At 65.3% G+C, this 23,186-nt stretch carries 18 protein-coding genes, 1 pseudogene and 1 riboswitch; of the genes and pseudogenes, 14 read left to right on the top strand and 5 right to left on the bottom strand.

Going from position 1 to position 23,186, the window contains the following annotated elements; all coding sequences use genetic code 11:
• Positions 1-58: 58 nt before the first annotated feature.
• Positions 59-943 (top strand): biotin--[acetyl-CoA-carboxylase] ligase, encoded by an 885-nt coding sequence (locus AUL38_RS02750; protein ID WP_059059109.1) that lies wholly within the window; start codon positions 59-61, stop codon positions 941-943.
• A gap of 36 nt (positions 944-979) precedes the next feature.
• Here the strand turns inward: AUL38_RS02750 and AUL38_RS02745 are convergent, their stop codons facing one another.
• Entirely contained in the window at positions 980-2,374 is a 1,395-nt protein-coding gene (locus AUL38_RS02745; RefSeq protein ID WP_059059180.1) for an APC family permease, read from the bottom strand.
• An 85-nt stretch (positions 2,375-2,459) separates the two neighbouring features.
• The gene (locus AUL38_RS02740; RefSeq protein WP_059059163.1) at positions 2,460-4,076 is read right to left on the bottom strand and encodes an amidohydrolase; all 1,617 of its coding nucleotides are present in this window, start codon (positions 4,074-4,076) and stop codon (positions 2,460-2,462) included.
• Positions 4,077-4,230: 154 nt separating this feature from the next.
• Here AUL38_RS02740 and AUL38_RS02735 point away from each other — a divergent pair, with 154 nt between their 5' ends.
• The gene (locus AUL38_RS02735; RefSeq protein WP_201023667.1) at positions 4,231-4,983 is read left to right on the top strand and encodes a TetR/AcrR family transcriptional regulator; all 753 of its coding nucleotides are present in this window, start codon (positions 4,231-4,233) and stop codon (positions 4,981-4,983) included.
• A gap of 261 nt (positions 4,984-5,244) precedes the next feature.
• Here AUL38_RS02735 and purU read toward each other — a convergent pair whose 3' ends face one another.
• A complete protein-coding gene (purU, locus tag AUL38_RS02730; protein WP_059059105.1) occupies positions 5,245-6,129 on the bottom strand; it encodes a formyltetrahydrofolate deformylase in 885 nt (294 codons plus the stop codon).
• Positions 6,130-6,211: 82 nt separating this feature from the next.
• On the opposite strand from purU, the gene AUL38_RS02725 reads away from it, so the two are divergent.
• From AUL38_RS02725 to AUL38_RS02715, 3 genes are all read left to right on the top strand, one after another.
• Entirely contained in the window at positions 6,212-6,709 is a 498-nt protein-coding gene (locus AUL38_RS02725; protein WP_059059103.1) for a hypothetical protein, read from the top strand.
• Between the two features lie 43 nt (positions 6,710-6,752).
• Positions 6,753-6,832: riboswitch (ZMP/ZTP riboswitch) on the top strand.
• Between the two features lie 30 nt (positions 6,833-6,862).
• The gene (gene glyA, locus AUL38_RS02720) at positions 6,863-8,146 is read left to right on the top strand and encodes a serine hydroxymethyltransferase (RefSeq protein ID WP_059059101.1); all 1,284 of its coding nucleotides are present in this window, start codon (positions 6,863-6,865) and stop codon (positions 8,144-8,146) included.
• Positions 8,147-8,239: 93 nt separating this feature from the next.
• The gene (locus AUL38_RS02715) at positions 8,240-9,121 is read left to right on the top strand and encodes a bifunctional methylenetetrahydrofolate dehydrogenase/methenyltetrahydrofolate cyclohydrolase (protein WP_059059099.1); all 882 of its coding nucleotides are present in this window, start codon (positions 8,240-8,242) and stop codon (positions 9,119-9,121) included.
• Positions 9,122-9,165: 44 nt separating this feature from the next.
• On the opposite strand, the gene AUL38_RS17860 is transcribed toward AUL38_RS02715, so the two are convergent.
• Together AUL38_RS17860 and AUL38_RS02710 are read right to left on the bottom strand one after the other, a co-directional pair.
• Entirely contained in the window at positions 9,166-9,288 is a 123-nt protein-coding gene (locus tag AUL38_RS17860; RefSeq protein ID WP_255355589.1) for a hypothetical protein, read from the bottom strand.
• 63 nt (positions 9,289-9,351) lie between these two features.
• Positions 9,352-11,970 carry a LuxR C-terminal-related transcriptional regulator gene (locus AUL38_RS02710; RefSeq protein WP_161937393.1) on the bottom strand — a complete coding sequence of 873 codons (2,619 nt, stop codon included), beginning with the start codon at positions 11,968-11,970 and terminating at the stop codon, positions 9,352-9,354.
• A 470-nt stretch (positions 11,971-12,440) separates the two neighbouring features.
• Between AUL38_RS02710 and AUL38_RS02705 the strand changes: the two genes are divergently transcribed.
• The 9 genes and pseudogenes from AUL38_RS02705 to AUL38_RS02665 form a co-directional block, all read left to right on the top strand.
• The gene (locus AUL38_RS02705; RefSeq protein ID WP_059059095.1) at positions 12,441-14,576 is read left to right on the top strand and encodes a hypothetical protein; all 2,136 of its coding nucleotides are present in this window, start codon (positions 12,441-12,443) and stop codon (positions 14,574-14,576) included.
• Positions 14,482-15,933, top strand: coding sequence for a hypothetical protein (locus AUL38_RS02700; RefSeq protein ID WP_059059093.1), 1,452 nt, complete (start codon positions 14,482-14,484; stop codon positions 15,931-15,933). Before AUL38_RS02705 ends, AUL38_RS02700 begins: the two co-directional genes overlap by 95 nt.
• 83 nt (positions 15,934-16,016) lie before the next feature.
• On the top strand, positions 16,017-17,546 hold the full coding sequence (locus tag AUL38_RS02695; RefSeq protein WP_059059091.1) for a SpaH/EbpB family LPXTG-anchored major pilin: 1,530 nt from the start codon (positions 16,017-16,019) through the stop codon (positions 17,544-17,546).
• 53 nt (positions 17,547-17,599) lie between these two features.
• Complete coding sequence (locus AUL38_RS02690) at positions 17,600-18,565, top strand: class C sortase (protein ID WP_235590576.1); 966 nt, start codon at positions 17,600-17,602, stop codon at positions 18,563-18,565.
• Complete coding sequence (locus AUL38_RS02685) at positions 18,562-20,022, top strand: SpaH/EbpB family LPXTG-anchored major pilin (protein ID WP_059059087.1); 1,461 nt, start codon at positions 18,562-18,564, stop codon at positions 20,020-20,022. Before AUL38_RS02690 ends, AUL38_RS02685 begins: the two co-directional genes overlap by 4 nt.
• Positions 20,022-20,972 (top strand): class C sortase, encoded by a 951-nt coding sequence (locus AUL38_RS02680; RefSeq protein ID WP_059059085.1) that lies wholly within the window; start codon positions 20,022-20,024, stop codon positions 20,970-20,972. The genes AUL38_RS02685 and AUL38_RS02680 overlap by 1 nt, the downstream gene beginning before the upstream one ends.
• 62 nt (positions 20,973-21,034) lie before the next feature.
• Positions 21,035-21,718, top strand: coding sequence for a DedA family protein (locus tag AUL38_RS02675; protein WP_059059083.1), 684 nt, complete (start codon positions 21,035-21,037; stop codon positions 21,716-21,718).
• A 135-nt stretch (positions 21,719-21,853) separates the two neighbouring features.
• Positions 21,854-22,780: a c-type cytochrome biogenesis protein CcsB gene (gene ccsB / locus AUL38_RS02670; RefSeq protein ID WP_059059159.1), complete on the top strand. Its 927-nt coding sequence runs from the start codon at positions 21,854-21,856 to the stop codon at positions 22,778-22,780.
• 214 nt (positions 22,781-22,994) lie between these two features.
• Positions 22,995-23,168 (top strand): annotated as a pseudogene (locus tag AUL38_RS02665) (TIGR00366 family protein); the annotation flags it as partial.
• Positions 23,169-23,186 lie beyond the last annotated feature (18 nt).

The raw sequence follows: 23,186 nt of genomic DNA, 5'->3' as shown, positions 1-23,186 counted from the left end.
AATTGCGGATCCTTGGCCGAAACCCACAAGGCGGGGTTGCGGGCATAAGCTCGAGAGCATGGATTTCAGGCTTACCCGCGCCCAGCAGCCCCGCGTCGAGTGGCGCGCCGAGTCGCCATCGACGAATGCCGAGCTGCGCGAGCTCGCGGCTGCCGCGGATCGCGCGGGCGAACCACTCCCGCACGGTACCGTGCTGCTCACCGACAATCAGACCGCGGGCCGCGGCAGGCTTTCGCGCGGTTGGGAGGTGCTGCCGGGCCGGGCGCTCGCGGTGTCTGTGCTCGTGCGCGGGTACGGCGCGGGTGGTGGCTCCACCCCCGAGTGGGGCGAGCTCGGGCCGGGCTGGCTGCCGTTCATTGCGGGGTCTGCCGTCAACGCGGCATTCCAGCCGCTGTTCGCCGCTGCAGCGGCACGCGACGAGGTCGAGCCGCTGCGGGTCGGAATGAAGTGGCCGAACGACGTGCACGTGCGCGACGAGGATGACTCGCTCGCGGGTCGACCGGGCAAGAAGCTCTGCGGGATCCTCTGCGAGCTGTTGCCCGACGGCAGCGCGATCGTCGGGATGGGCATGAATCTGCTGCTGCCCGAGTGGGAGCTACCGACTGACCGCGCGACCTCGCTGCTCGCGGCCGGGGCTGACGTTGGTGGCGCGGAGAGCTTCGCTGATCCGCTCGGCGCGGAGCTCGCAGATCGGGTTGTCTTAGCGGTGACGGCCGAGCTGTTGCGGCTCACGGAGCTCGCGGCGCGCGAGCCCGATGCGATCCGGATCCGCGCGGCGAGGCATTCCCTCACCCTCGGCACGGAGGTGCGCGTGCACCTCCCGGGCGACAAGATCGTCGACGGGCGTGCGCGCAAGCTCGCCGATGACGGCGCACTCGTGGTGGATCTGCCGACCGGCGGCACCCTCACAGTGAACGCCGGCGACGTGCAGCACCTGCGGTAGCTTGCACGGCGCCGGCGTTCCTGGCCCGGGTGGCAGCTAGCCGCGCTCGCCCTCGAGGGGGAATTCGTCGCCAAGGGCGTCGATCTGCTGCGTCGTCGGATCCCCCTCCGAGAAGTCCATCTTCGGGACGGGCCTGCGGAAACCGCGCGTGACGATCGCGATGACGCCCACGCCGAGCACGAGCCAGACGAGGCCCACGAGCCAGGTGACTGGCTCGAGCGATGTCCACAGCCAGATCGTCAGCCCGAAGCCGATGGCCGGCGCGACGCCGTACCGGAGGATCTCACCGAACGTCGCCGGCCGCGCGCGGCCGCCCTTCGGGAACAGGTAGGTGCGGATCACCGAGAGGTTCACCATCGCGAACGCGGCGAGCGCACCGAAGCTGATCATAAACGCGACCGTATCGAACGGGACAAACAGCGCCGAGAGCGCAAACACCGAGACGACGACCGCAGCGACGATCGGGGTGCCGAAACGGCGGTGCAGCTTCGAGAGCGGCTTCGGGAGCATCCCGTCGCGGCCCATCGCGTAGAGGATGCGCGAGACCGACACCTGGCCGGTCATGCCCGACCCGAAGGCGCCGACGACGTAGACGGCGACGAAGAGCGACGTGAACCAGCTCGCACCAAATGAGTCGAGCACGGTCGTGCCTGCGGCCTCGATCTGTGCGTCGCTCAGTGACGACCAGTCCGGGTTGAATGCGAGCGCGCCAGCCCACGCAACGAGGATGAAGAAGAACCCGCCGACGAGGGTCGACAGCATGATTGCGCGCGGGATGTCGCGGCGCGGATTCTTCGCCTCCTCGGACAACGTCGAAACCGCGTCGAAGCCGAGGAGCGAGAGGGCGAGGATCGCGGCGCCCGATGCGATCGCACCGATGCCGCCCTCACCGAAGGTGAAGGGCTCGATGATGCCGACCGACTGGTCGCCGCCCAGGTACTGCTTGAACGCGAGCGCGACGAACACGATGACGAGCACCACGGACAGCGCGATGATTGCCATGTTCAGCTTGTTCACGAGCGTGATGCCGAGCACGTTGAAGAGCAGCACGAGCAGCAGCGCGGCGAGCGTGAACACCCAGACCGGGATCGCGGGGAATTGCGTGTTCAGGTAGATGCCGATGAGCATGAAGTTGATCATCGGAATGAACAGGTAGTCGAGCAGCATCACCCAGCCGGTGAGGAAGCCAGGGCCACCGCCGAACGACTGCTGCGCGTACGTGTACGCAGAGCCGGCGACGGGGTACTTCCGCACCATCGCCGCGTAGCTCGCCGCGGTGAACAGCATCGTGACGACCGCCACGATGTATGCGGCGGGGAGCTTGCCCCCGGTGACCTGGTTCACGATGCCGTAGGTCGTGAACACCGTGATCACGGTCATGTAGGTCACGCCGAAGAACGTGAGGCCGGTGAGTCCGAGCGCTCGCCGCATGTGCGGTTGCGCCGCGCTAGTGGCAGGGGTGGGTGTGTTCGACACGATTCTCCTTTGAATCAGTAGGTCGGGTGGGGGAGTGGGACTAGTGTGTGCGCTCGCCGGCGAGCCAGGTCCCGAGGACCTCGATCTCGGGGACGGCGGTCGGGTCGACAGTGAGTGGATCGGCGGCGAGCCAGACGGCGTCGGCGATCATGCCGACGTTGAGGGCGCCGCGTTCGGGTGCCAGAGCCTGTTGGGCGGTGGCGAGCGTGTAGGCGGAGAGTGCTGCGCCTGCGCTCACGCGCTCGTCGGGGAGCCAGGACTCTGCTTCGGGCTCGAGGTGGCTGTGGCGGGTGACGGCCGTCGCGAATGCGGGCCGCCAGTCCTTGGTCGTGACGGGCCAGTCGCTGCCGAACGACACGGTTGCGCCGGAGCGGAGCACCGAGCCGATGAGGTATTGCCAGCCCTCGCGGTCGTGGCCGATGTGCGGGATCGTGAGGTCGCGCATGACCGCGTCGCACTGCGCCCAGTACGGCTCGAAGTTTGCGATGACGCCGAGCTCCGCGAACCGCGCGATGTCAGCGGGCGCGAGCATCGCGACGTGCGCGATGACGTGCGCGCGCTCGCGTGGTGGGTTCTCCGCGTGCACCGCCTGGATCGTGTCGAGGGCGATGCGGTTCGCGTCGTCGCCGATCGCGTGGATGTGGAGCTGGAATCCGGCCGCGTCGAATGCCTTCGCGGCCTCGGCGATCTCCTGCTCCGCCCAGTTGGGGAGCCCGCGCTCGTCGGGGCGATCCGCATACGGGGCGCCGAGGGCGGCCGTGCGGCTCTCGATCACGCCGTCAACGAAGAACTTCACGGTCTCGGCGCTGAGCCGGTCGTGCCCGAGCGCGCGGATCTCGTTGCGGAGCTCGACGAAGCTGCCCGCCTGGTCGCGCCAGTTCGCGGGGTCTGCCCGGAACGCGAGGTTCACTCGGGTGTGCAGTCGGTTGTCGCGCGCGGCGGCGAGGTAGGTGTCGACGTCGCTGAGCTCGACCCAGGCATCCTGCACCCAGGTGGTGCCCTGCGCGGCGTAGTCGCGCGTCGACGACTCGATCGCGGCGACCCTGTCGGCGAGCGCGAACGCCGGTACGACGTCGGCGATGAAGGTGTTTGCGGCGGCTTCCTGCAGCGTCCCGATGGGGGTGCCGTCGGCACGCCGAACGTAGCGGCCGAGCGGCGGATCGGGCGTTTCCGCAGTGATGCCGCCCGCTGCGAGCGCCGCCGAGTTCACCCAGGCGGTGTGGTAATCCCACGCACGAAGGATGGTGGGGGTGTCGCCGGTGACCGCGTCGAGCCACTCCGCGTCGAACACGCCTCCTGGCGCGAAGGTAGCGTCGTAGCTGGCGCCGACGATCCACTCGGCTTCGGGGTGCTCGCGCTTCCACTCGGCCACTGCGTCGATGATGCCCTGAAGATCCGCGGCGGCGCGGACGTTGGGGCCCGCGGCCTCGAGCCCGCCGAGCACGGGGTGTGCGTGGCCCTCGCCGATACCGGGTACGAGCGTTCCGCCAGCGAGATCGACGACGGTGGCGTCGGTCTGCTCGGTGAGCGCGATCGCCTCCGCTCCGAGGGCGGCGACGCGATCGCCACGGAACGCAATCGCGTCGCTCGTGTGCGTGCGACCCTCGCGCTCGGCCTCGAGGACGATGCTTCCTCCAGTGAACACCGTGAGTGTCATGTTCGCTCCTTCTCCGGCCTCGATGCCGGTGCAGGTCTCCCCCATAAATGAACAGTGTTCGTTATTGTAGGCCTACCCGGGCTGAGAACGCGAGTCGAACGCGCAGTATGGCGGCGCTGGCTTCCTCCGATAGCCTCGGCTGAGAGAGAAATCGATGCGATGGAAACGTCGTCGCATCGAACGCTCGGAGAGAAAGTGGCGCACCATGGCGGTGAACGAGGGATCGACGGCTCGACGATCGGGGCGGCCGACGACGGCCGTGCTCACGCGGGGGCTGATCCTCGAGACCGCGCTCCGGCTGCTCGACGAGCGAGGCGAATCGGGCGCGAGTCTGCGCGAGATTGCGCGAGAGCTCGGCGTGAGGCCGTCGGCGCTGTACAACCACATTCAGGGGCAGGACGACCTGATTTCGGGCATCCGCGAGCTCGTCAGCGACCGCATCGATGTGTCGGGGTTCGCTGAGCTCTCGTGGGACGCGGCGCTTGAACGGTGGGCGCGCTCGTACCGGAATGCGTTTGCGGCGCATCCGCCGACGATTGCGCTACTCGGGGTGTTGCCGATCGCGACGGGAACGCGCACGAGTCAGATGTACGAGGTGGTGTGCAGTGGGCTTATGGCCGCTGGCTGGCCTGAGGAGGAGGTGCTGGTTACCGTGGTTGCGGTCGAGAGCCTCATTCTCGGGGCCGCGCTGGATCACACGGCGCCCGATAACATGCTTGATCCGGGCGACGACCCCGAGGCGCCGACGTTCCGGGCGGTGTATGCGGCGGCCCGCGCGGGTGCGGGGGAGGCCCGGCCCACCGACATCGCGTTCGACATCGGCCTCAACGCGATGCTGGTGGGGCTGCGCGCCAGGCACCTGGAGTTCGTCGGGTCGGCGAGGGCCGTCGACGGTAGCTGCGGCTAGGCGGTCAACCCGTTCGGTGCAGTGTTGCGGGAGGAAGGCTCGGCGCTCTCGAGTTCTGGCGTGATGTGAGCATTGATTCGTTCTTCCATTCGAGCGCTCCTTCCGTCGGCTGCGGTTGTTGGGTGTTTTCAACGATATGTCGCAGCTGTGGGGGAGGGAAGCACCGCGGACACATCTGTGAAAAACTCGCTCATACTCGCGGAAATGCGGGCCTGTGGAGAACAGCTTGTGGTGCGGAAGTAGGCCCGAGATCGTCCCGGACTACCGGAAGATGATGGTGCGGTCGCCGTCCTGCAGCACCCGGTTTTCGGCGAACCAGCCGACGGCGTGCCGGAGCACGCGCGACTCGATGTCCTGGCCGAGTTGCACGAGTTCGCGGGGTGAATAGGAGTGATCCACCCGGGTGGTGTCCTGCTCGATGATCGGGCCCTCGTCGAGATCGGTGGTGACGAAGTGCGCGGTTGCACCGATGAGCTTCACGCCGCGCTGATGCGCCTGCTTGTAGGGGTTCGCGCCCTTGAAGCCGGGGAGGAACGAGTGGTGAATGTTGATCGCGCGGCCAGCGAGCGCCTCGCAGAGCTCGGGAGAGAGGATCTGCATGTAGCGTGCGAGCACGACGAGCTCAATGTCGTGCTCTTCGACTGCCTCGAGTACGCGTGCCTCGAACGCCGCCTTCTCGTCTGGATTCGTGACCGCACGGTGTTCGAAGGCGACCCCGTAGAACTCGGCAATGTCGCGCATCGTCTCGTGGTTCGAGAGCACAAGCGGCACCTCGATCGGAAGCTGGCCTGCGCGCTTGCGGTACAGCAGGTCGTTGACACAGTGCGTGGCGGTTGACCCGAGCAGCAGGGTGCGCACGGGGCGCCCCACCTGATCGAGTCGCCAGCTCATGTTGTAGCGCTCGGTCACCGACGTGAGTGAGCTGCGAAAGCGCTCCCCGAACGTCTCTGCCTGCGCGACCGCCTCAACCTGCAGGCGCATGAAGAACCGGCCGGTATCCGCTGATGCGAACTGCTGGCTCTCGGCAATGTTGCCGCCGGCCGCGACGATCGCGCCGCTGATTGCGTGCACAATTCCGGGTCCGTCGATGCAGGAGAGCGTGAGTACCCACTGGGAGCCGGTCGAGTCAGCAACGATCGTGTTCATCCGGCCAATTCTAGGCCACACGCGGGCCGAGGGCTGCTGGCCGAGCATTGCGGGGCGGACCGAGTGGGTAAGGTCATGACCCATGAGCGAACTTCAGGGAGTGCCCACACCGCAGCTCGCGCCGCGATGGCAACGGTGGCTGTGGCGCGCCTGGACGCCACTCGTCTGGATCATGCCGCTCCTCCTGGCACTGCGCTACGTCATGCCGGGCGCGAGCTGGGAGACGATCGTGCTCTTTATCTACTTCCCGATTTGGTACCCGGTACTGGCGGGCGCGGGCTGGACCCCGCGGATCATTTGGCGTGCCCGCGCGGGAAAAACGCGTCAGCCGCCGAGGGCGATGCTCTCGTGGATCCTGCTGCACTGGGGCGGGTTGCTGCTCGCGGTGCTGGCCGGCCGCGGCGTCGGCGATCCTGATCCCTTCGATTCGCTGCTCGGAAGGCTGCTGCCGTTCCTCGGCCCCATCGCGCAAGATGTCACGTTCTACGCTGCACTGGCGCTCGCCGCAGCCGGGCTCCTCGGGGCCCTCATCGTCGCGGTGTCCGCGCGGCTCAACCCCGCCCCGCCTGCCGCCGGGTGAGCGCACGGCGTGCCTCGCCGCGCCGTGCCGCGCGCTGATAGGATTACAGCGTCGTGACTGGCGTGCAGATGGAAACCATCGGGGAGCGACACCTATGAACGGCCGCTCGCCTGGGCCACACATCCTGGAAACATCACACAAGGGAGACTCATCGTGTCCAACCAGTCAGCATTCTTCAACGAGCCACTTGAGGTCGTCGACCCCGAGATCGCTGAGGTCCTGAAGCAGGAGCTCGGCCGCCAGCGGGCAACGCTCGAAATGATCGCGAGCGAGAACTTCGTTCCGCGCGCCGTGCTCGAGTCGCAGGGCTCCGTGCTCACGAACAAGTACGCCGAGGGCTACCCGGGCCGCCGTTACTACGGCGGCTGCGAGTACGTCGACGTCGCTGAGGATCTCGCGCGGGACCGCGCAAAGAGCCTCTTCGGTGCAGCGTACGCGAACGTGCAGCCCCACTCGGGCGCGCAGGCGAACGCTGCCGTGCTCGCGGCAATTGCTGAGCCCGGCGACAAGATCCTCGGCCTCGAGCTTGCGCACGGCGGCCACCTCACCCACGGCATGAAGCTCAACTTCTCGGGCAAGCTCTACGACATCGTCTCCTACGGCCTCGACCCCGAGACGTTCCTCATCGACATGGACGTCGTGCGCCAGAAGGCTCTCGAGCACAAGCCGAAGGTGATCATCGCCGGCTGGTCGGCCTACCCGCGCACGCTCGACTTCGCTGCGTTCCGTGCGATCGCCGACGAGGTTGGCGCGATCCTCTGGGTCGACATGGCGCACTTCGCTGGTCTTGTTGCCGCTGGCCTGCACCCGAACCCGGTGCCCCACGCGCATGTCACGTCGTCGACCGTCCACAAGACCATCGGCGGCCCCCGTTCGGGCTTCATCCTCACGAACGACCTTGAGCTGCACAAGAAGATCAACTCGGCCGTGTTCCCCGGTCAGCAGGGTGGCCCGCTCATGCACGTGATTGCCGCGAAGGCGACCGCGTTCAAGCTTGCGGCCTCCGATGAGTTCAAGGAGCGCCAGCTGCGCACCCTCTCGGGCGCGAAGCTTGTTGCTGAAGCGCTCACGAGTGATACCGCGAGGGCAGCCGGCGTTGACGTGCTCACGGGCGGCACCGACGTGCACCTCGTGCTCGCCGACCTCCGCAACTCGAAGCTCGACGGCAAGCAGGCTGAAGACGCACTGCACGCGGTCGACATCACTGTGAACCGGAACGCTGTGCCGTGGGACCCGCGCCCGCCGATGGTCACCAGCGGCCTGCGTATTGGCACCCCGGCGCTCGCGACCCGCGGCTTCGGCGACACCGAGTTCGCTGAGGTCGCCGACATCATCGCGCTGACCCTCACCGAGACCGGCAACGTCGACGAGCTGCGCGCTCGTGTGGCGAAGCTCACCGAGGCCTTCCCGCTCTACCCGGGCCTGGAGAACTGGTAACCAGTAGGTACTGAGTCTGTCCGGGGCGCGTGAGGAAGTCTCCTCCGCGCCCCGGCTGACTTTGTGGTCCCCAAAGAATTTCAAGGAGTACACATGACCGCACAGAAACTTGACGGAACCGCCGCGGCGGCCGCCATCAAACAGGAACTCACGGCGCGCGTCGCCGAGCTGGCCGCACGCGGTGTCGTGCCGGGACTCGCTACCGTGCTCGTCGGGGCGGATCCCGGTTCGCAGTGGTACGTCGCCGGCAAACACCGCGACTGCGCCGAGGTTGGCATCGCGTCGATCAAGCGCGAGCTGCCCGAGACTGTCACCCAGGAGGAGCTCGAGGCGGTGCTCGACGAGCTCAATGCCGATGACAGCTGCACCGGGTACATCGTGCAGCTGCCGCTGCCGAAGCACATCGACACCGACCGCATCCTCGAGCGCATCGATCCGAACAAGGACGCTGACGGGCTGCACCCGACGAACCTCGGCCGGCTCGTGCTGAACGCGAACACCGAGATCACGTCGCCGCTGCCCTGCACGCCGCGTGGTGTCATCGAGCTCGTTGAGCGCAACGGCCTCTCGTGGGCCGGTAAGCGGGTCGTCGTGATCGGCCGCGGGGTGACCGTCGGCCGCCCGATCGGGCCGCTGCTCACGCGCCGCGAATACAACGCGACCGTCGTGCTCACGCACACGGGCACGGTGGATCTCGGAGCGGAGCTGCGCCAGGCCGACGTGATCGTCGCCGCCGCTGGCGTCGAGGGCATCGTGCGCGCAGAAGACGTGAAGCCGGGCGCGATCGTGCTCGATGTCGGTGTCTCACGCAAGGTCGATCCCGAGACCGGCAAGAGCCGTGTCGTCGGCGACGTCGACCCTGCCGTCGCGGAGGTCGCCGGCTGGATCTCGCCGAACCCCGGCGGTGTCGGCCCGATGACCCGCGCGCTCCTGCTCAAGAACGTTGTCGAGATGGCGGAGCGGCAGCAGGGATAGGACAGCTCGCATGAGGTGAGGGGCGCCGGCGTTGCTGGCGCCCCTCACCTCTTTCCAGGATCCGGCTGTTCGAGGAGCCCCATACGGCTTGCTTTGAGGATCGCGGCGTCGCGGTCGCTCACTGCGAGCGCCTGGTTCTCCATCGCAGCGAGCGGCTCGTAGCGCACTGTGCGCGCGGACGCCGCGATCGCGGGCGAAGCGCGTGCAGCCCTAGCGGGCCGGTGCGCGGATCAGTCGAGCAGCCCCATGCGTCCGGCGCGCAAGATGGCCGCATCGCGGTCGCGCACTCCGAGTTTGCGGTAGACGGCGGCGAGGTGCTTCTTCACCGTCCCCGCAGTGATGAACAGGCTCGCCGCAGCCTGGTTCGCGTTGCGGTGCTCAGTGATCGCGAGGAGGGTGCGCAGTTCCATCTCGGTGAGCTGCTCGAAGCGGGAGGCGCGTGCGTGCTGAGGGATCGCGTCGAGTGCATCAACGATGTCGCAGACGCCCGCGGCACGGGCAGCGACGGCGACCTCGCGGAGCTGCTCAAAAGGGACGCTCACGAGCATTGCCGGGAGGAAATATTTGTCGACGAGGGAGGCGGCTGCTCCGAGGCAGGCGACGGCGTCCGACTTGCGGTCGCAGCCCCACTCGGCGACCGCCGTGATGAGCCGACGATCCACGCGCTGGCGCTTCGTCGCCCCGGGATCCCCGACGGATTGTGCGAGAAGCAGCGCTTCGACATCGTTGCCTGAGAACAGTGCGAGTCGCGCCTGTTCGAGCCGAAACGCCGGCTCATCCGGGTCGTTGCCTGCGAGCAGGCTCTCAGCCCTGGCAAGGTTGCCGATGGAGCTGTTGAGCATCGCTTCGAACGTGACAACGTACTTATTCCAGGCCAGGGGGATGGGGGTGTTTCGTTGCCCGTCCTCAAGGCCCGAGACGAAGTGCGCGAGCGCGAGCGCGGTTCCTCGTGACTCTCGCATCATCGCCGCTTCGGCGATGAGCAGCATCGGCCACGGTTCAAGCCGATCGCTGATGGGGGAGAGCCTGTCGACTGCCTGCTGCAGCAGCACTCCGTCACGATTCTCCTGTGCGATGTGGGCTCGGGCGACCTCGGCCCCCACCCACGAAATGCCCGGGGCCGCTGCTCCGGACGACCGCGTGAGCTCATCGTATTCATGAATGAGTTCGCCGGCCCGCCGTACATGCCCGTCGATGATGTCGGTGAAAGCCAACTCTGACAGGGCTGCGAGCAGCCAGTTGCGCCCGGAATCGGGGTCGGTGACCGTGCGGGTTGAGGCGTGCGGGAAGCCGTGCCAGGGCGTCGAGATTTTCAGCTCGGAGAGCCGCCGCAACCGTTTCAGGCTTCGGCGCGCCCGCCCAAAGTCACCGACGGCGATGGCAGTGCCGGCGATTTCACGGTAGAACACCGAGAGGGAACCGTTGCCGGGAAGCACCGCTGGCGCTTCCGCTACTGGTTCCGCGGAGAGCGGCAACTGGGGGCCCCGGTCGGGGGCGAGACGGCTCTCGATGTGGAGCATGAGCGACTTGGCAGTATCGAGATCGCCGAGGACCCGGTTGAATACCATCGATTCGCACAGCAACTGGAGGTGGGTAGGCCCTGCAGGGCTCGCGATGCCGGCGGGCAAGTGAAAATCGATGCCACGCTGCCAGATGCGTAGGAGGTACCTGAGGCGGGCCGGCGCGCTACCCACGAGCGGGAACTCAAAGAATAGGAGCGCAGCGGTGAACGTCGGGTGCTTGAGCAACACCGCTTCGGGGAGCGCGCGCAACGTCTGCAGGCAGGGCTCGCCCTCATCAGTAATGAGCGTGAAGTTCTGGGCGAAGGTAATCGCCGCTGCATCGTATTCTTCTGCCGCGCAGAAGAGACGGAAGGCTGTGTAGGGCGCGGTGTCTGCGATTTCACGAGCACGGCCGTCGTAGAGCCGTCGACGCTGCGCGAAGTCGATGGTGTGTACCGCGTACTCGGAGAACGCTGAGCGAACTGAGCTGTGGCAGCGGTACTCCTGGGGGCCAGGGCTGGGAGAGGACACGAGGAAACCAAGTTCGGTGAGGTACCGGGTCGCCGCAAGCGCGGCGGACTCGTCGCCACCCAAAATGTCACGAATCTGATTCACGCTGATCGCATGGATCTGGGACGCCGCGAGGATGACGTGACGGGCATGAGCGTCCATGATTTCCAAGGAAGCCATGGCGAAGGCGTTGAGGTTGGAGAGCGGGTCAAACTGCTGAGCTGCCGATCCATCCGCCCAGATCCGCCCCTCCGCGGTCTCAATATAGAGGCCATCGGCGCCGAGGTTGAGCGCTGCGCGGATCGCGAGCGGCCATCCCTCAGAGCGGGCCATGGCCGCGGTGAGACTCGGGCTGGCGGGCACCTGCAGATTCTCCACCAGCTCCGAAGTCTCTTCCGGGGTGAGGCTGAGGTCTGCTGCTCCGATGAGCCGAACGCGCGTCGTCGCGCTCACGAGCGGGCCGTCGAGCAGGGTGACGCTGCGGCCGATCACGATGAGCGTGAGCTTTGGCGACTCTGCCGACAGTTCAGCGAGCGCCATGTCCGTTGCGGCGTCGGTCGCGAAATGGAAGTCGTCAATCACGAGTGTGAGGGCGGTGTGTAGCTCGCGCGCGATCTCCACGACTGCCGCAGCGGATTCGGATCCGGCCTCCACGACACTGCTGGAGTACGGGGCGAGCGTCTTCGTGAGGGCAGCCCACAGCTTGTGCGGACCCGCAGTTGAGCAGCGCACCCAGCGCACGGGAAACAGCCCGTCTTCGTCGCCGCCAAGCCAGTCGGTAATGGTGGCCGTCTTGCCGTAGCCGGTCGGGGCGAGCACGAGAGTCAATCGCTGCATACCGGCGGATCTTGCGGTTTCTTCCGCGAGCCGCTCGAGCAGCCTGCATCGGCTTGGCAGGGCGACTCGTCCGCCGTCGGCGACTGCGCGTTGAGCATGCTCTGGTTGGCCAGAGAAGCTGTTCACACGCAGCATGAGCGCCTTTCTTGTCGCGAGGGGGGCAGTGCGGGGGTATGACGGGCGAACGATACCGCTATCAGGGGGAAGATCAGGGGGAAGGTCGCCTACTTTTCAACATACACACCTCAACCCCAGCCTATGCTGAACGTCGGCGACACGGAACTGTTTGTTTTCTATGAATTCAGTTGTCCGGTGTGTGCCGAACAGAGCAATACCGCTGAGAAACACTTCTCGCAGTATGTATCTCGCACCAACGACGGTCTTGGGGAAGACCGGTTGGTCGCGTCGCACACGCGTGCGCGCAAAGTAATTTGGGGGACAGGTTGGGGAAGCCTAGAAATAGGGGGATTGTGACGAGCGCGCTCGTGCTGAGCGCGCTCGTCGGAATCGTCATGCCATTGGCAGATACGGCAGTCGCTTCGGCGCAGGCCGCGACGCTGGATCAGGCGCTGTCCAACGACGGCGCTGTACAGCAACCGATCGACTCTCAGGAGGAGACCTCCGCTGGTGCTCCGGGGGAGACCTCCGTGCAGCCCGAGGGCGAGGCAACGACGCCCGCACCCGAAACCGAAGTGATTGCGCCCGAAGCTGAGGAACCAGCGGAGCCCGCAACTCCTGCGAAGCCTAAGCCAGCCCGCGCGGCTGTCGCCGCCTCAGCTTTGAGCTGCGTGCCTGGGGATGTCTACTCAATTTCGAGCGCTGGGCAGCTACAAAAGGTCGCCGTCAATGGAACGAATGGTGCCGTTGAATACGTGGGTCAGACTGCTGGCGCAGGTGAATTCAACGGTCTCGGAATCGGGGACCGCGGCGCAGCTGTGTATGCGTACAATCGGACGAATACTGCGGGTCGATGGCAGCCAAACAACGCCAACACGGTCTACAAATATGACGTTGATCGCGCACGGTGGAGTTCGACCCAAGCTCAGGTCTCCCTCACTTCATCAGACGTCTCCAGCCTCGTCGGCGGAGCTGTTGGTCCCGACGGAACATACTGGGTGGGCGGCTTCAACGCTGCTCCAAATAGTTGGACTCCCTCCGGCGGCCAGTACTTCCAGCTCTGGAAGATGAAGCCTGGGTCGAACTCGATTGAGCCTGCTGGCAAGATCGAATTGCGGGGTTTGGTGAACGGCCAGACCAACCAGGTCGGTGTCAATGGCGACTTTGCGTTCGATACCGTCGGCAACGTGTATCTCGTGCGTGGCGTAGGAACGCAGCTACAGGTGTTCCGCCTCGACAAGGCCAAACTCGATAATGGCAAGGGATTCCAGGCGATTGGAGGTGCGGAGCTTGTTGCTAGCGGCACAGCCCCGTTCAGCAACACCAACGGGATTGCATACGACTCCAGCGGCAAGCTCTTTATCGGAGCGGGCACACAGCTCGCCTACTTGCAGCAAGAAGCCTCTGGCAACTGGGCGTCCAAGAGTGTCTCTTTGCCGTCGAACTCAGGGTTCTCAACAACGGACCTCGCGACTTGCAGCTTCCCACCGACTGTAAAGATTCAGAAGGACCTACCCGACGGCCGCGCGTTCGCAAACGACCAGTTCAAGCTCCAACTGAGGTCTGGCACCGCCTTGCTCGGAGAAGCCACCACGACGGGCAATGATCCGGGCCTCCAGAAGGAGAAGGTCGGTCCAGTGCCCGTCGCTATCGGCGCATCGATGTCGTTCACCGAAGTTGCCGGAAACTCGTCCACCGATCTCAAGAACTACGTCTCAAGTTGGGAGTGTCTGCTCGACGGCAAGGTGCTCTGGAGCGACAAGAGCCTAGGGACGAGCTTCACCATGCCAGCCGAAGCTGCAGGCAAGGAGATTGTCTGCACGATCAAGAACTCCCTCATGGACGTGTCGAAGACTGCAATCGGTGCAGACGGGAAGGAGCTATCCTCGGGGACCCCCGTTGATGAGAACGGTGTCGTCGGATACAAGCTCACCTTTGATAACCGCTCCGGAGCGAATCCTGCTGCAGTGAACTACCGCGATTACCTCGCTGACGTGCTCGATGACGCGACGTTCTACAACCCCTCGACGGGGCAGCGAACGACGAGCCCCGTGATTGCAGTCAGCGGCCCCGGCCTGACACACGCGTGGTCTCCCGCCGACAAATGGCTCACGATAGGCGGCACGGTGCCGGCGAAGCAGATGCTCACCCTGACCGTGCATGTCAAGGTCAAAGAGAATGGTGATGCAACAGACGAGCGGCAGGGCGCGACCACGCAGCAGGGTTTCTTCCTGCGTAACAAGCTTGCTCGCGGGACTGACCCCAAGCCACCCACTGACTGTGTGCCAGGTCTGTGCGTTGAGAATCCGATCAACGCCTGGACAGTCACCAAGAGCTCGTTGCCCGCCAGCGGCGCGCGCCTCCACAAGGGGGGGCAATGCGCACTACAAGGTTATGGCGACGAAGCTCACTGGCACGACGGCGCTGACCGACCTCGTGCTCACCGACGACGTGACGCATGTTTTCAAGACGGCTGGCTGGGCTCCTGAAGCCGCGGTTCCGAGCGGTGCCAAGCAGCACGGTGTCTATCTCTTCAATGCGGAGGGTCGCACCGTGGGTCTCAACGGCCAGCCAAACACCTCAAGCGCAGAGACCTACGCTCCCGTCCAAGACGTCGCAGCACCCACACAGGTCAACGGCCGGTGGATCGTTACCTCCGGCCCTGCGCTGAAGGTGCCGGCACAGGCCGTGAGCGCCGAGATGTGGTTCGCTGTGCAGGCCGCTGAGAGCCCTGCCGGTATTCCTGACCCCTCGATTTGGCAGGGCGCCGGCAAAGCGCCGACAACGGGTTGGAGTTTCGTGAACTACGCGACGGGAATGGCGAAGGGCACACAGGGCAGAGATTTTGCGCCGAACGCCTGCGTTACGGGCAAAAATGTGCCGAACACGGCGCTTGACCCGAAGTCGTCGACGCCAGCAGACGTGCAGTTCCCCGCACAGTGCCAGGTCCGCCACGAGCTCAGCCAGAACTACTTCACGATCCGCAAGGACGCAGCTGGTGCAGGCCTTGATCGCTACGCAGACGATCTGATCCCAGGAACCACAGAGAAATGGGATCCTGACTCGACTGGGCTGTGGAACATGGTCGGCCACAAGTTTGAGGTTCGGAACAACGTTGCTGGGGAACCGAGCACCTACCCTGCGGTTGAGCTTTGCCGGACTGACTACGCGGCCGACGATTGGAACGGAACATGGGTGTCGAGCACCCGTGCCGCGGATACGGGCGCTTGGGACTTTGGTCAGAACTCGAAGACGCTCCAGAAACTCATCGACTGGAACGCGATGCACCCTGACAACCAGAAGCCGCTCTGCGGCACGATCTACCCGATCGCCGAAGGCGGTCAGGCGGGCCGTTGGCGGTCGGAGAACCTCAGCGCAGGCGATTTCTGGCTGGTAGAGACACAGGCCCCGAACCAGCAGCGCAGCACAGACGGCAAGTACGTACGTGACATCGCTGGAGTGCAGCGCCTGTCTCAGCCGATGCAGTTCACGATCTGGCCTGAAGCCGACGGGCCTGCGAACGGCCAAGCGATGCAGGGCCGAGGTCAGCTCGACGTCTCGAATGGCAGGGGAGGCCTACTTGACCGGTGCAACCCCGGCGAGACGAATCCGGAGACCGGTGAGATCACAAAGGGCGGAACTGTCGCCGAGCGGCCGACCGCCTGCGTGAACCCGACTGGCTACCTCATGCTCGTGAAGGATCCGGCGCCCACGCCGCTTCCGCTCACGGGCGGCATCGGGCCCTGGCTGCTCTGGGGCGGCGGCGCCGCTGCGCTGATCATCGCTTCAGCGGGAATCATCTGGTGGCGCGTACGCCGCCCAGTCACTCCCCGCCACGGCGCCTAAATCCTTATTCCGGGGCATCGCGCCCCACCAAGCTTCACATCATCAGAAGAACTTCACATCATCGTTTTCAAGAAGGGGAAACCATGTTGAACAACAAGAAGCGAGGCCTCCTCGCGAGCGCCGGTGCGCTCGTGACGGCTGTCGCGCTCGCATTCGGTGGCGCCGCAGCCGCTCAGGCTGCACCCGTCGACGCGATGCCCGAGAGCTCAGCACTCGTCATCACAAAGCTCGAGCAGCCGAAAGACAACGGCGCTGTAGCGTCGGGCCTGAAGCAGGACGTCACCGGCAAAGCCATTGAAGGCGTCACCTTCGAGGCGTTCCGTGTACCGCTCGTTAACGACGCCATGACCAACAAGGGCCAGCAGGAGATCGCTGCCTTCACGCTCGCAGAAGCCAAGACAAAGGTCGGTGCCAAGGGCGCTGACCGTGTCGGTGTCACCGATGTCGATGGCGAAATTCGCTGGGACGACTCGTCTGACCAGGGGAAGCTTCCCGCTGGGCTGTGGCTCATCCGCGAGACCAACACCCCTGCCGGTGTTGTCGCAGCAGGTGACTTTCTCGTAGCGCTGCCGCTCACCAACCCGAGCAACCACAGCGCATGGCTCGACGCGGTCTACGTCTACCCGAAAAACCACACGGTTACGGGTGAGAAGACTGTCGAGAACGCGAAAGACCTCAAGGTTGGCGACACCGTCACGTGGACGATCGACGTTGATAACCCGAGCCCCCGCGACCACGCCACGGGTCAGTACGTCTCAGCCGACAAGCTCCAGATCATCGACGTGCTCGATGACGCATTCCTGAAGACTGCTGCCGATGGTTCGGGCGTCACGGTGACTACTCCTGCTGGCCTCGTTCTTGGTGAGGACTACACCGTGGCTGTCACCCCAGCCGGTGGCAAGAACACTGTCACGATTGACTTCACTGCTCCCGGTCTCGACAAGCTTGCGGTGGACGCGACGAGCAACGTCATCTTGAAGCTCGACACCGTTGTACAGCAGCCCGGTGAGATTGAGAACATCGCGCACTTCTACTCCTCGAAGACGCAGACCACGCCGAAGGAGATCCCCGGCACCGAGGTCAAGTACGGCAACTACGCGCTCATCAAGAAGAGCGAGGGCGCGCCGAAGAACGAGACCGCAGTGCTCGCTGGCGCCGAGTTCATGGTGTTCCCAGATGCTGATTCCGCACGCGCTGCGGTTGAGGGCGACAAGAGCGCGCTTGATAAGGCGATCAGGCCGGCAACCGCTGGGCACACCGATGGCGTATGGACCACCGACGACAACGGTCGCGTCGACATCACTGGCCTTCGCTACAGCGACTTCGCGAACGGGAAGACCGTTGCCAAGGGTGACGCCGACTACCAGAGCTACTGGCTCGTCGAGACCAAGGCACTGAAGGATCACCAGCTGCTCGCTGAGCCGATCGAGTTCGTCGTGAACAAGGAATCTGCAACGCAGACCACGCAGACGATCGTCAACCAGTACGACCGCGGTGGCTTCAAGCTCCCGCTCACCGGTGGCACTGGCACGATCATGCTCACCGTCGCTGGTATCGCGCTGCTCGCCGTCGTGCTCATCGTTGCACGCCGTCGTCAGCACGCCGCGGAGTAACCCCTTCCCGCTCCGGTAGGAAAACGATAGGTAGATGGGAAAGGAGGTGTCCGATGGCTCACGCAGTCATGCATGAAGCGTCGGGCACCTCCCGACCACCCGAGAAGCGCGAGCGACCGAGGCGCCGCAAGCTCGGAGTGCCTGTCGTGCTGCAGCTCGTCGCCATGGTGGGTATTGGCGCGCTGGTGTACCCGGCCGCTGCCGACTGGTTCGCGACGCTGACACACAACGCCGAGCGTTCGGGCTATGTCCGTGAGGTCGATAGCCTCACTCCTGCTGAGCGCCGCGCCGGCCTCGACGCGGCGCGTGAGTACAACGAGCACCTCCCTCCGGGAGCGCTCGTGGATCCCTACTCGCAGGATGGCGATCCGGCAGCGGAAGCAGCCGACGCAGCCGCGTATGAAGCGTACGAAGAGGTGCTGCGCGTCAGCGACAGCGGCGTCATCGGGGAGGTCGTCTACCCGCGACTGAACATCGGCCTGCCGCTGTACCACGGTGCCGGCGAGGAAGCGATTACCCAGGGCGTTGGCCATCTTTACGGTTCCTCGCTTCCGGTTGGCGGGCCGTCGACGCACTCGGTGCTCACGTCGCACTCTGGCCTGGTGCACGCATCGCTGTTCACGAAGCTTCCGCAGGCGCAGGTCGGCGATGTCTTCGAGGTGCGCGTGCTCGGAGAAACGCACTACTACGAGGTTGACGGGCTCGAAACCGTTGAACCATTCGTGACCGATTCCCTCGACGTCGTCGAGGGTCAAGATCGGGTCACGCTCTTTACTTGCACCCCGATCGGGGTGAACAGCCACCGGTACCTCGTACACGGTGTTCGGGTGCCGGGAGCCGCTGAGGCAGGCGACCTGGCGATTGCCGGTGACGGCCTGACCGCTGGGTTCCCCTGGTGGACGCTCATCTTCGTTGGCGGGTCGGGCATCGTTGCCTACCTGCTCTTTGCTCCCCGCCGCCCGGCGGCCGGGAAACAGGCACCCCAACCGAACGATCCAGACGAGAAGAGGAAGCCATGACGATGACGCGTGCAGATGGTGGCCAGCACGGCGCCAAGATGGGCGTCAGCGTCGCCCTCCTCACCATCGTTGCCTTCGTATTCGGAGTCATCGGTGCAGCACCGGCGCAGGCCGCCGACATCGGGTTCCCGGAGGGGCCGAAGACGCTCGTTATCCACCCCGGTATCGAGCCGGAACCGAGCGACGAGCCCGGAACCGGGCTTCCCCCTACCGCGGGTGCGCCGACCGGAATCGCCGGCCACACTTTCGAGGTGCAGCGCGTACCCGGGCTGAAACTGGAGACCACTGTCGACTGGAACCGTGCGGTCGGCATGACCCCTGGCGAGGCGAAAAAGCTCGTCGCGAAGCAGCCGGCCATTGAAGGCGGGGCCGTCGCAGCAGACAACACCGTGGCGTTCAGCGGGCTCGAAACCGGGCTCTACCTTGTCACTGAGACGGCGGCGCCGGCAGGCTCGCTGCGCGCCGTGCCGTTTCTGGTCGCGCTCCCGCTGCCGCATCCGACGAAGAGCGGCGAATGGCTGACGACGGTCCACGTCTACCCGAAGACTGCCGCGGTCGACGTGAAGCTCGGCGTGCGCGACGCTGCCGCAGTGACCTGTGGCGATCCGGTGATCTGGTCCGCCATGAACGCGATCCCTGACGTGACGAAGCTGTCGAGCTATCGCGTGCAGCACATTCTTGCCCCGGGCGTGAAGCTGCTTGGCTCCGCGGCAGACACCGTCGTCGAGATCACCGGTCAGCCGGCGCTACGCGCCGGGGTCGATTACACGGTCGAGGCGATCACGGTCGACGGCCGCGATGCGCTCGAGACGGTGTTCACCGCTGCCGGCATCGAGAAGCTGCTCGTCGACACGAACGCCGAGGTCAAGATTTCCTACGACAGCTTCGTGAGCGCCGCGGGCGAGTACACGAACGAGGTACGGCTCTTCGCGGGCGACGCTGGCGTCGTCACGGATACGGCCACCACGAAGTTCGGCCCGCTGCGCATCCTCGTCCACGAGAAGGGGAATCCGAAGAATCTCATCGCGGGAGCGGACTTCCGGCTGTACACGAGCGAGGCCGACGCTCGCGCCGGCAAGAACCCCATCACCTTCGAGGACGGCGCAGAGCTGCGCACGAACGCGGACGGGCTGATCACGATCCCGTGTCTGCGTTTCTCGAACTTCGCCGACGGCCTCGACCGCAAGCCGGACGACGACCTGTACCGCAACTACTTCGCGAAGCCCATCTCGTACCCGGCAGGCTGGACCGGTGAGGACGTCATTCTCAAGGGCAGCGTGAGCTCAGCGACGGACCCGGAGACACTGCTCGCGGTGGTCTGGAAGGCAACCGGCCCGATCCCCGATCTCAGCGAGACGGGCGGCAAGATTGCCGCGTTCGCCCTGCTGGGAGGTGTGCTGCTCTCCGTCGGCGTCGTGGTGCTCCTGCGCAAGCGCCGCGAGCAGCAGGAGGCGTAATGGCTGCGAGGCACGCTGACGCGCCGGTGGCGACTCAGGCCGACCCCGCGGCGAAGACGTCGCGCCCGCGACGCACCCGTGGCCAAATCGTCCTCAACATCGTGTTGCAGGTCGTGGCTATGGCTGCGATCGGCATGCTCGTCTACCCGGAGGCCGCGACGTGGGTCGCCAGGGTCGGCCACAACGCCGAGATTTCCGGCTACGTGAAGCAGGTGGACGGCACGGAACCCGAAGAACGCACCCGGATCCTTGACGCGGCATACGCCTACAACGACCAGCTCGAACCGGGTCCACTCACCGACCCGTACATTGGAGTGAACGAGGACGAGGCGCAACGCAGCGACCTGTACCTTGCCTACGAGGAAATGCTGCGAGTGAGCGGCACCGACGCGATCGGCACGATCAACTACCCCCGGCTCGACATCAGCCTGCCCGCCTACCACGGCACCTCCGACGAGGTCATTTCGAAGGGCGCGGGCCACATGTACGGCACATCGCTGCCAATCGGCGGGCCCTCGACGCGCTCGGTGCTCACCGCGCACTCGGGGCTGCCCCACTCCAAGCTGTTCACCGCGCTGCCCAAGGCGAAGGTGGGGGACACGTTCTGGATCAGTGTGCTCGGCGAGGACCACCATTACCGCGTCGAAAAGACTGAGACGGTGCTGCCGAACGAGACCGAGTCGCTTGAGATTCGGGAGGGGGAGGACTGGGTGACGCTGTTCACCTGCACCCCGATCGGAGTGAATAGCCATCGCTTCATGGTGCACGCGGTGCGGCTGCCCGACTCCGAGGCGCCACAGAACGAGACGCTGGGTGGCGACGGCGCCAGCCTCGGCTTCCCGTGGTGGGCCGTCTGGTTCGTCGGCGGATCGGGTGCGGTCGCCTGGCTGTTGTTCGCGCCGCCGAAGAAGAAGAAGTCGAAGCCGGCCATTCCAGAGCCCGCCGAGTGATGAGTCGCGCACCCGAAGGGGCTTCCGAGCTTATGCCAGCCTGCGGCTGGTAGCTTAAAGACGTGAATTCGCTTCTCGCTCTGACCCCCGCGCTCCTCGGCATCGATTGGCTCGACCCCGAGACCCTGCTCAAGGCCGGTGGGTGGGCCGCGCTCGTGCTCGCTTGCGCGTTCGTGTTCCTCGAGACGGGCGTCCTCGTGCTCGCCTTCCTCCCGGGTGACTCGCTGCTCTTCACCGTGGGGCTCTTCAGCGCCACGGGCATCATCGACGTGCCGATCTGGATCACCTGTGTGCTGCTGTTCATCTTCGCCTTTGCAGGCGACCAGCTTGGCTTCTATCTCGGGCGCAAGCTCGGGCCGTCGATCTTCAACCGCCCGAAGAGCAGGCTCTTCAACCCCGAGAACATTGCACGCACGCACGAGTTCTTCGAGAAGCACGGCCCGAAGGCAATCATTATCGCCCGCTTCCTTCCGATCTTCCGCGCATTCGTGCCAGCGGCCGCCGGCGTCGGCAACATGACGTACCGCCGCTTCGTCGCCTACAACGCGGTCGGCGCGCTCCTCTGGGGCGTTGGTGTCACCCTCATCGGCTACTTCCTCGGCCAGATTCCCTTCGTGCAGCAGTACAGCGAAGTGTTCATCATCGTGCTCGTGCTCATCCCTGGCATCCCGATCCTGTTCGAGATTTTCCGCGCGTTTAAGCACTCACGGGCGAAGAAGAAGGCTGCCGAGACCGAGACCCTGTAACCCGGGTGCGCGGCTGCCCTGGGTGGCAGCCTGAGCCTGTTGCGACTCTCAGCGAGTAGCCCGCTACAGGAGGTAGTCTGAGGAACTGTGCTGACCGAGCTTGAAACTTACTCAACGATCGCCCTGTACTCGGGCATGATCGTGTACGCGATCGCGTTTGTCTTCTATGTCGTCGATCTGGCGAACCGCAGTGGTGACGCCCACCTCGCGGCTCCGGCTGGCGCGAAGGCGCAGACCGTCGGGCAGGGCGGCACTGCGACGCTCGTGAAGCCGCCGCGCGCCGGTGCTCCGGCGAAGCTACCGCGCTCGCGTTGGCTGCGCGCAGGCTTCGCGCTGACGGTGCTCGGCTTCCTGCTGCACCTCACGGCGACCGTGCTGCGCGGTATCGCGGCAGAGCGTGTCCCGTGGGCGAACATGTACGAGTTCGCCCTCACGGCAACCGTCTCGGTTGTGGGAATCTTCCTCATTGTGCAGTTCTTCATCGATCTGCGCTTCCTCGGCACCCTCGTTACGGGCATGACGATCATGTTCCTGGGCATCGCGAAGATCAACTACTACGTTCCGATCGTGCCCCTCGTGCCGGCGCTCGACTCGTACTGGCTCGTGATCCACATCATCGTCGCGGTGCTCGCGGTCGGCTTCTTCACGCTCTCCTTCGGGCTGTCGATTCTGCAGCTGCTGCAGGCGCGACGCGTCACGAAGGTGAAGGCCGGCGACACGCAGTCGATGGCATTCATGACGAGCTTCCCGAACCAGGTGCGTCTCGAAGACCTCGCCTACCGGCTCGCGATCATCGGCTTCGCGTTCTGGACGTTCACCCTCATTGCCGGCTCGATCTGGGCCGAGGCCGCCTGGAGCCGCTACTGGGGCTGGGATGTGAAGGAAGTCTGGACCTTCATCATCTGGGTGCTCTACGCGGGCTTCATCCACGCGCGCGCGACCCGTGGCTGGCGTGGCACCCGCTCGGCATGGCTGAACATCGTGTCGTACGCGGCCGTGATCTTCAACTTCTCGATCGTGAACGTGTTCTTCAAGGGACTCCACGCGTACTCGGGGCTGTAGGCCGCGATACGCGTCTGTGTCAGGAGCCGGTGCCCGCGTGGGCGCCGGCTCCTTGCGTTTTGCGGCTCGGGGCGCCTCCCGGCGTGACGGAACCGGACATCGCGGTGGCGAGGGTGTGCGATACGCCTCTTGGCTCTGCACGGGGCCTGGGGCGTAATGGACTGAGTGAGCCAATGCTCACCGAGTAGTGCATTTTCCCAACGAGCTCACGGAGGTTCGGGCGGTCTCGTACGGCGACCAATGGACGAACATGCTGCAGCCCTTCTGGGCGCTGCCGGTACTCGCGATCGCCGGGCTGAAGATGCGCGACATCCTCGCCTACACGTCGGTGACGTTCCTCGGTTCCGGGCTGGTGATGGTGGTCGCGATGCTGCTCATCTCGCTGTAGCGAGGCGATGCGACGTGT

It is taken from the genome of Leucobacter sp. G161 (genome assembly GCF_001482305.1).
Lineage (GTDB): Bacteria > Actinomycetota > Actinomycetes > Actinomycetales > Microbacteriaceae > Leucobacter.
Note: the sequence above shows the minus strand (reverse complement) of the source record. Positions and strands in the feature narration are given on the sequence as shown.

Excerpts from the sequence above, each read along its gene's own strand:
- AUL38_RS02750 (WP_059059109.1), top strand. The coding sequence starts at position 59 with ATGGATTTCAGGCTTACCCGCGCCCAGCAGCCCCGCGTCGAGTGGCGC.
- AUL38_RS02745 (WP_059059180.1), bottom strand. The coding sequence starts at position 2,374 with ATGCGGCGAGCGCTCGGACTCACCGGCCTCACGTTCTTCGGCGTGACC.
- AUL38_RS02740 (WP_059059163.1), bottom strand. The coding sequence starts at position 4,076 with ATGACACTCACGGTGTTCACTGGAGGAAGCATCGTCCTCGAGGCCGAG.
- AUL38_RS02735 (WP_201023667.1), top strand. The coding sequence starts at position 4,231 with ATGCGATGGAAACGTCGTCGCATCGAACGCTCGGAGAGAAAGTGGCGC.
- purU (WP_059059105.1), bottom strand. The coding sequence starts at position 6,129 with ATGAACACGATCGTTGCTGACTCGACCGGCTCCCAGTGGGTACTCACG.
- AUL38_RS02725 (WP_059059103.1), top strand. The coding sequence starts at position 6,212 with ATGAGCGAACTTCAGGGAGTGCCCACACCGCAGCTCGCGCCGCGATGG.
- AUL38_RS02715 (WP_059059099.1), top strand. The coding sequence starts at position 8,240 with ATGACCGCACAGAAACTTGACGGAACCGCCGCGGCGGCCGCCATCAAA.
- AUL38_RS02710 (WP_161937393.1), bottom strand. The coding sequence starts at position 11,970 with ATGCAGCGATTGACTCTCGTGCTCGCCCCGACCGGCTACGGCAAGACG.
- AUL38_RS02700 (WP_059059093.1), top strand. The coding sequence starts at position 14,482 with ATGGCGACGAAGCTCACTGGCACGACGGCGCTGACCGACCTCGTGCTC.
- AUL38_RS02695 (WP_059059091.1), top strand. The coding sequence starts at position 16,017 with ATGTTGAACAACAAGAAGCGAGGCCTCCTCGCGAGCGCCGGTGCGCTC.
- AUL38_RS02690 (WP_235590576.1), top strand. The coding sequence starts at position 17,600 with ATGGCTCACGCAGTCATGCATGAAGCGTCGGGCACCTCCCGACCACCC.
- AUL38_RS02685 (WP_059059087.1), top strand. The coding sequence starts at position 18,562 with ATGACGATGACGCGTGCAGATGGTGGCCAGCACGGCGCCAAGATGGGC.
- AUL38_RS02680 (WP_059059085.1), top strand. The coding sequence starts at position 20,022 with ATGGCTGCGAGGCACGCTGACGCGCCGGTGGCGACTCAGGCCGACCCC.
- ccsB (WP_059059159.1), top strand. The coding sequence starts at position 21,854 with ATGATCGTGTACGCGATCGCGTTTGTCTTCTATGTCGTCGATCTGGCG.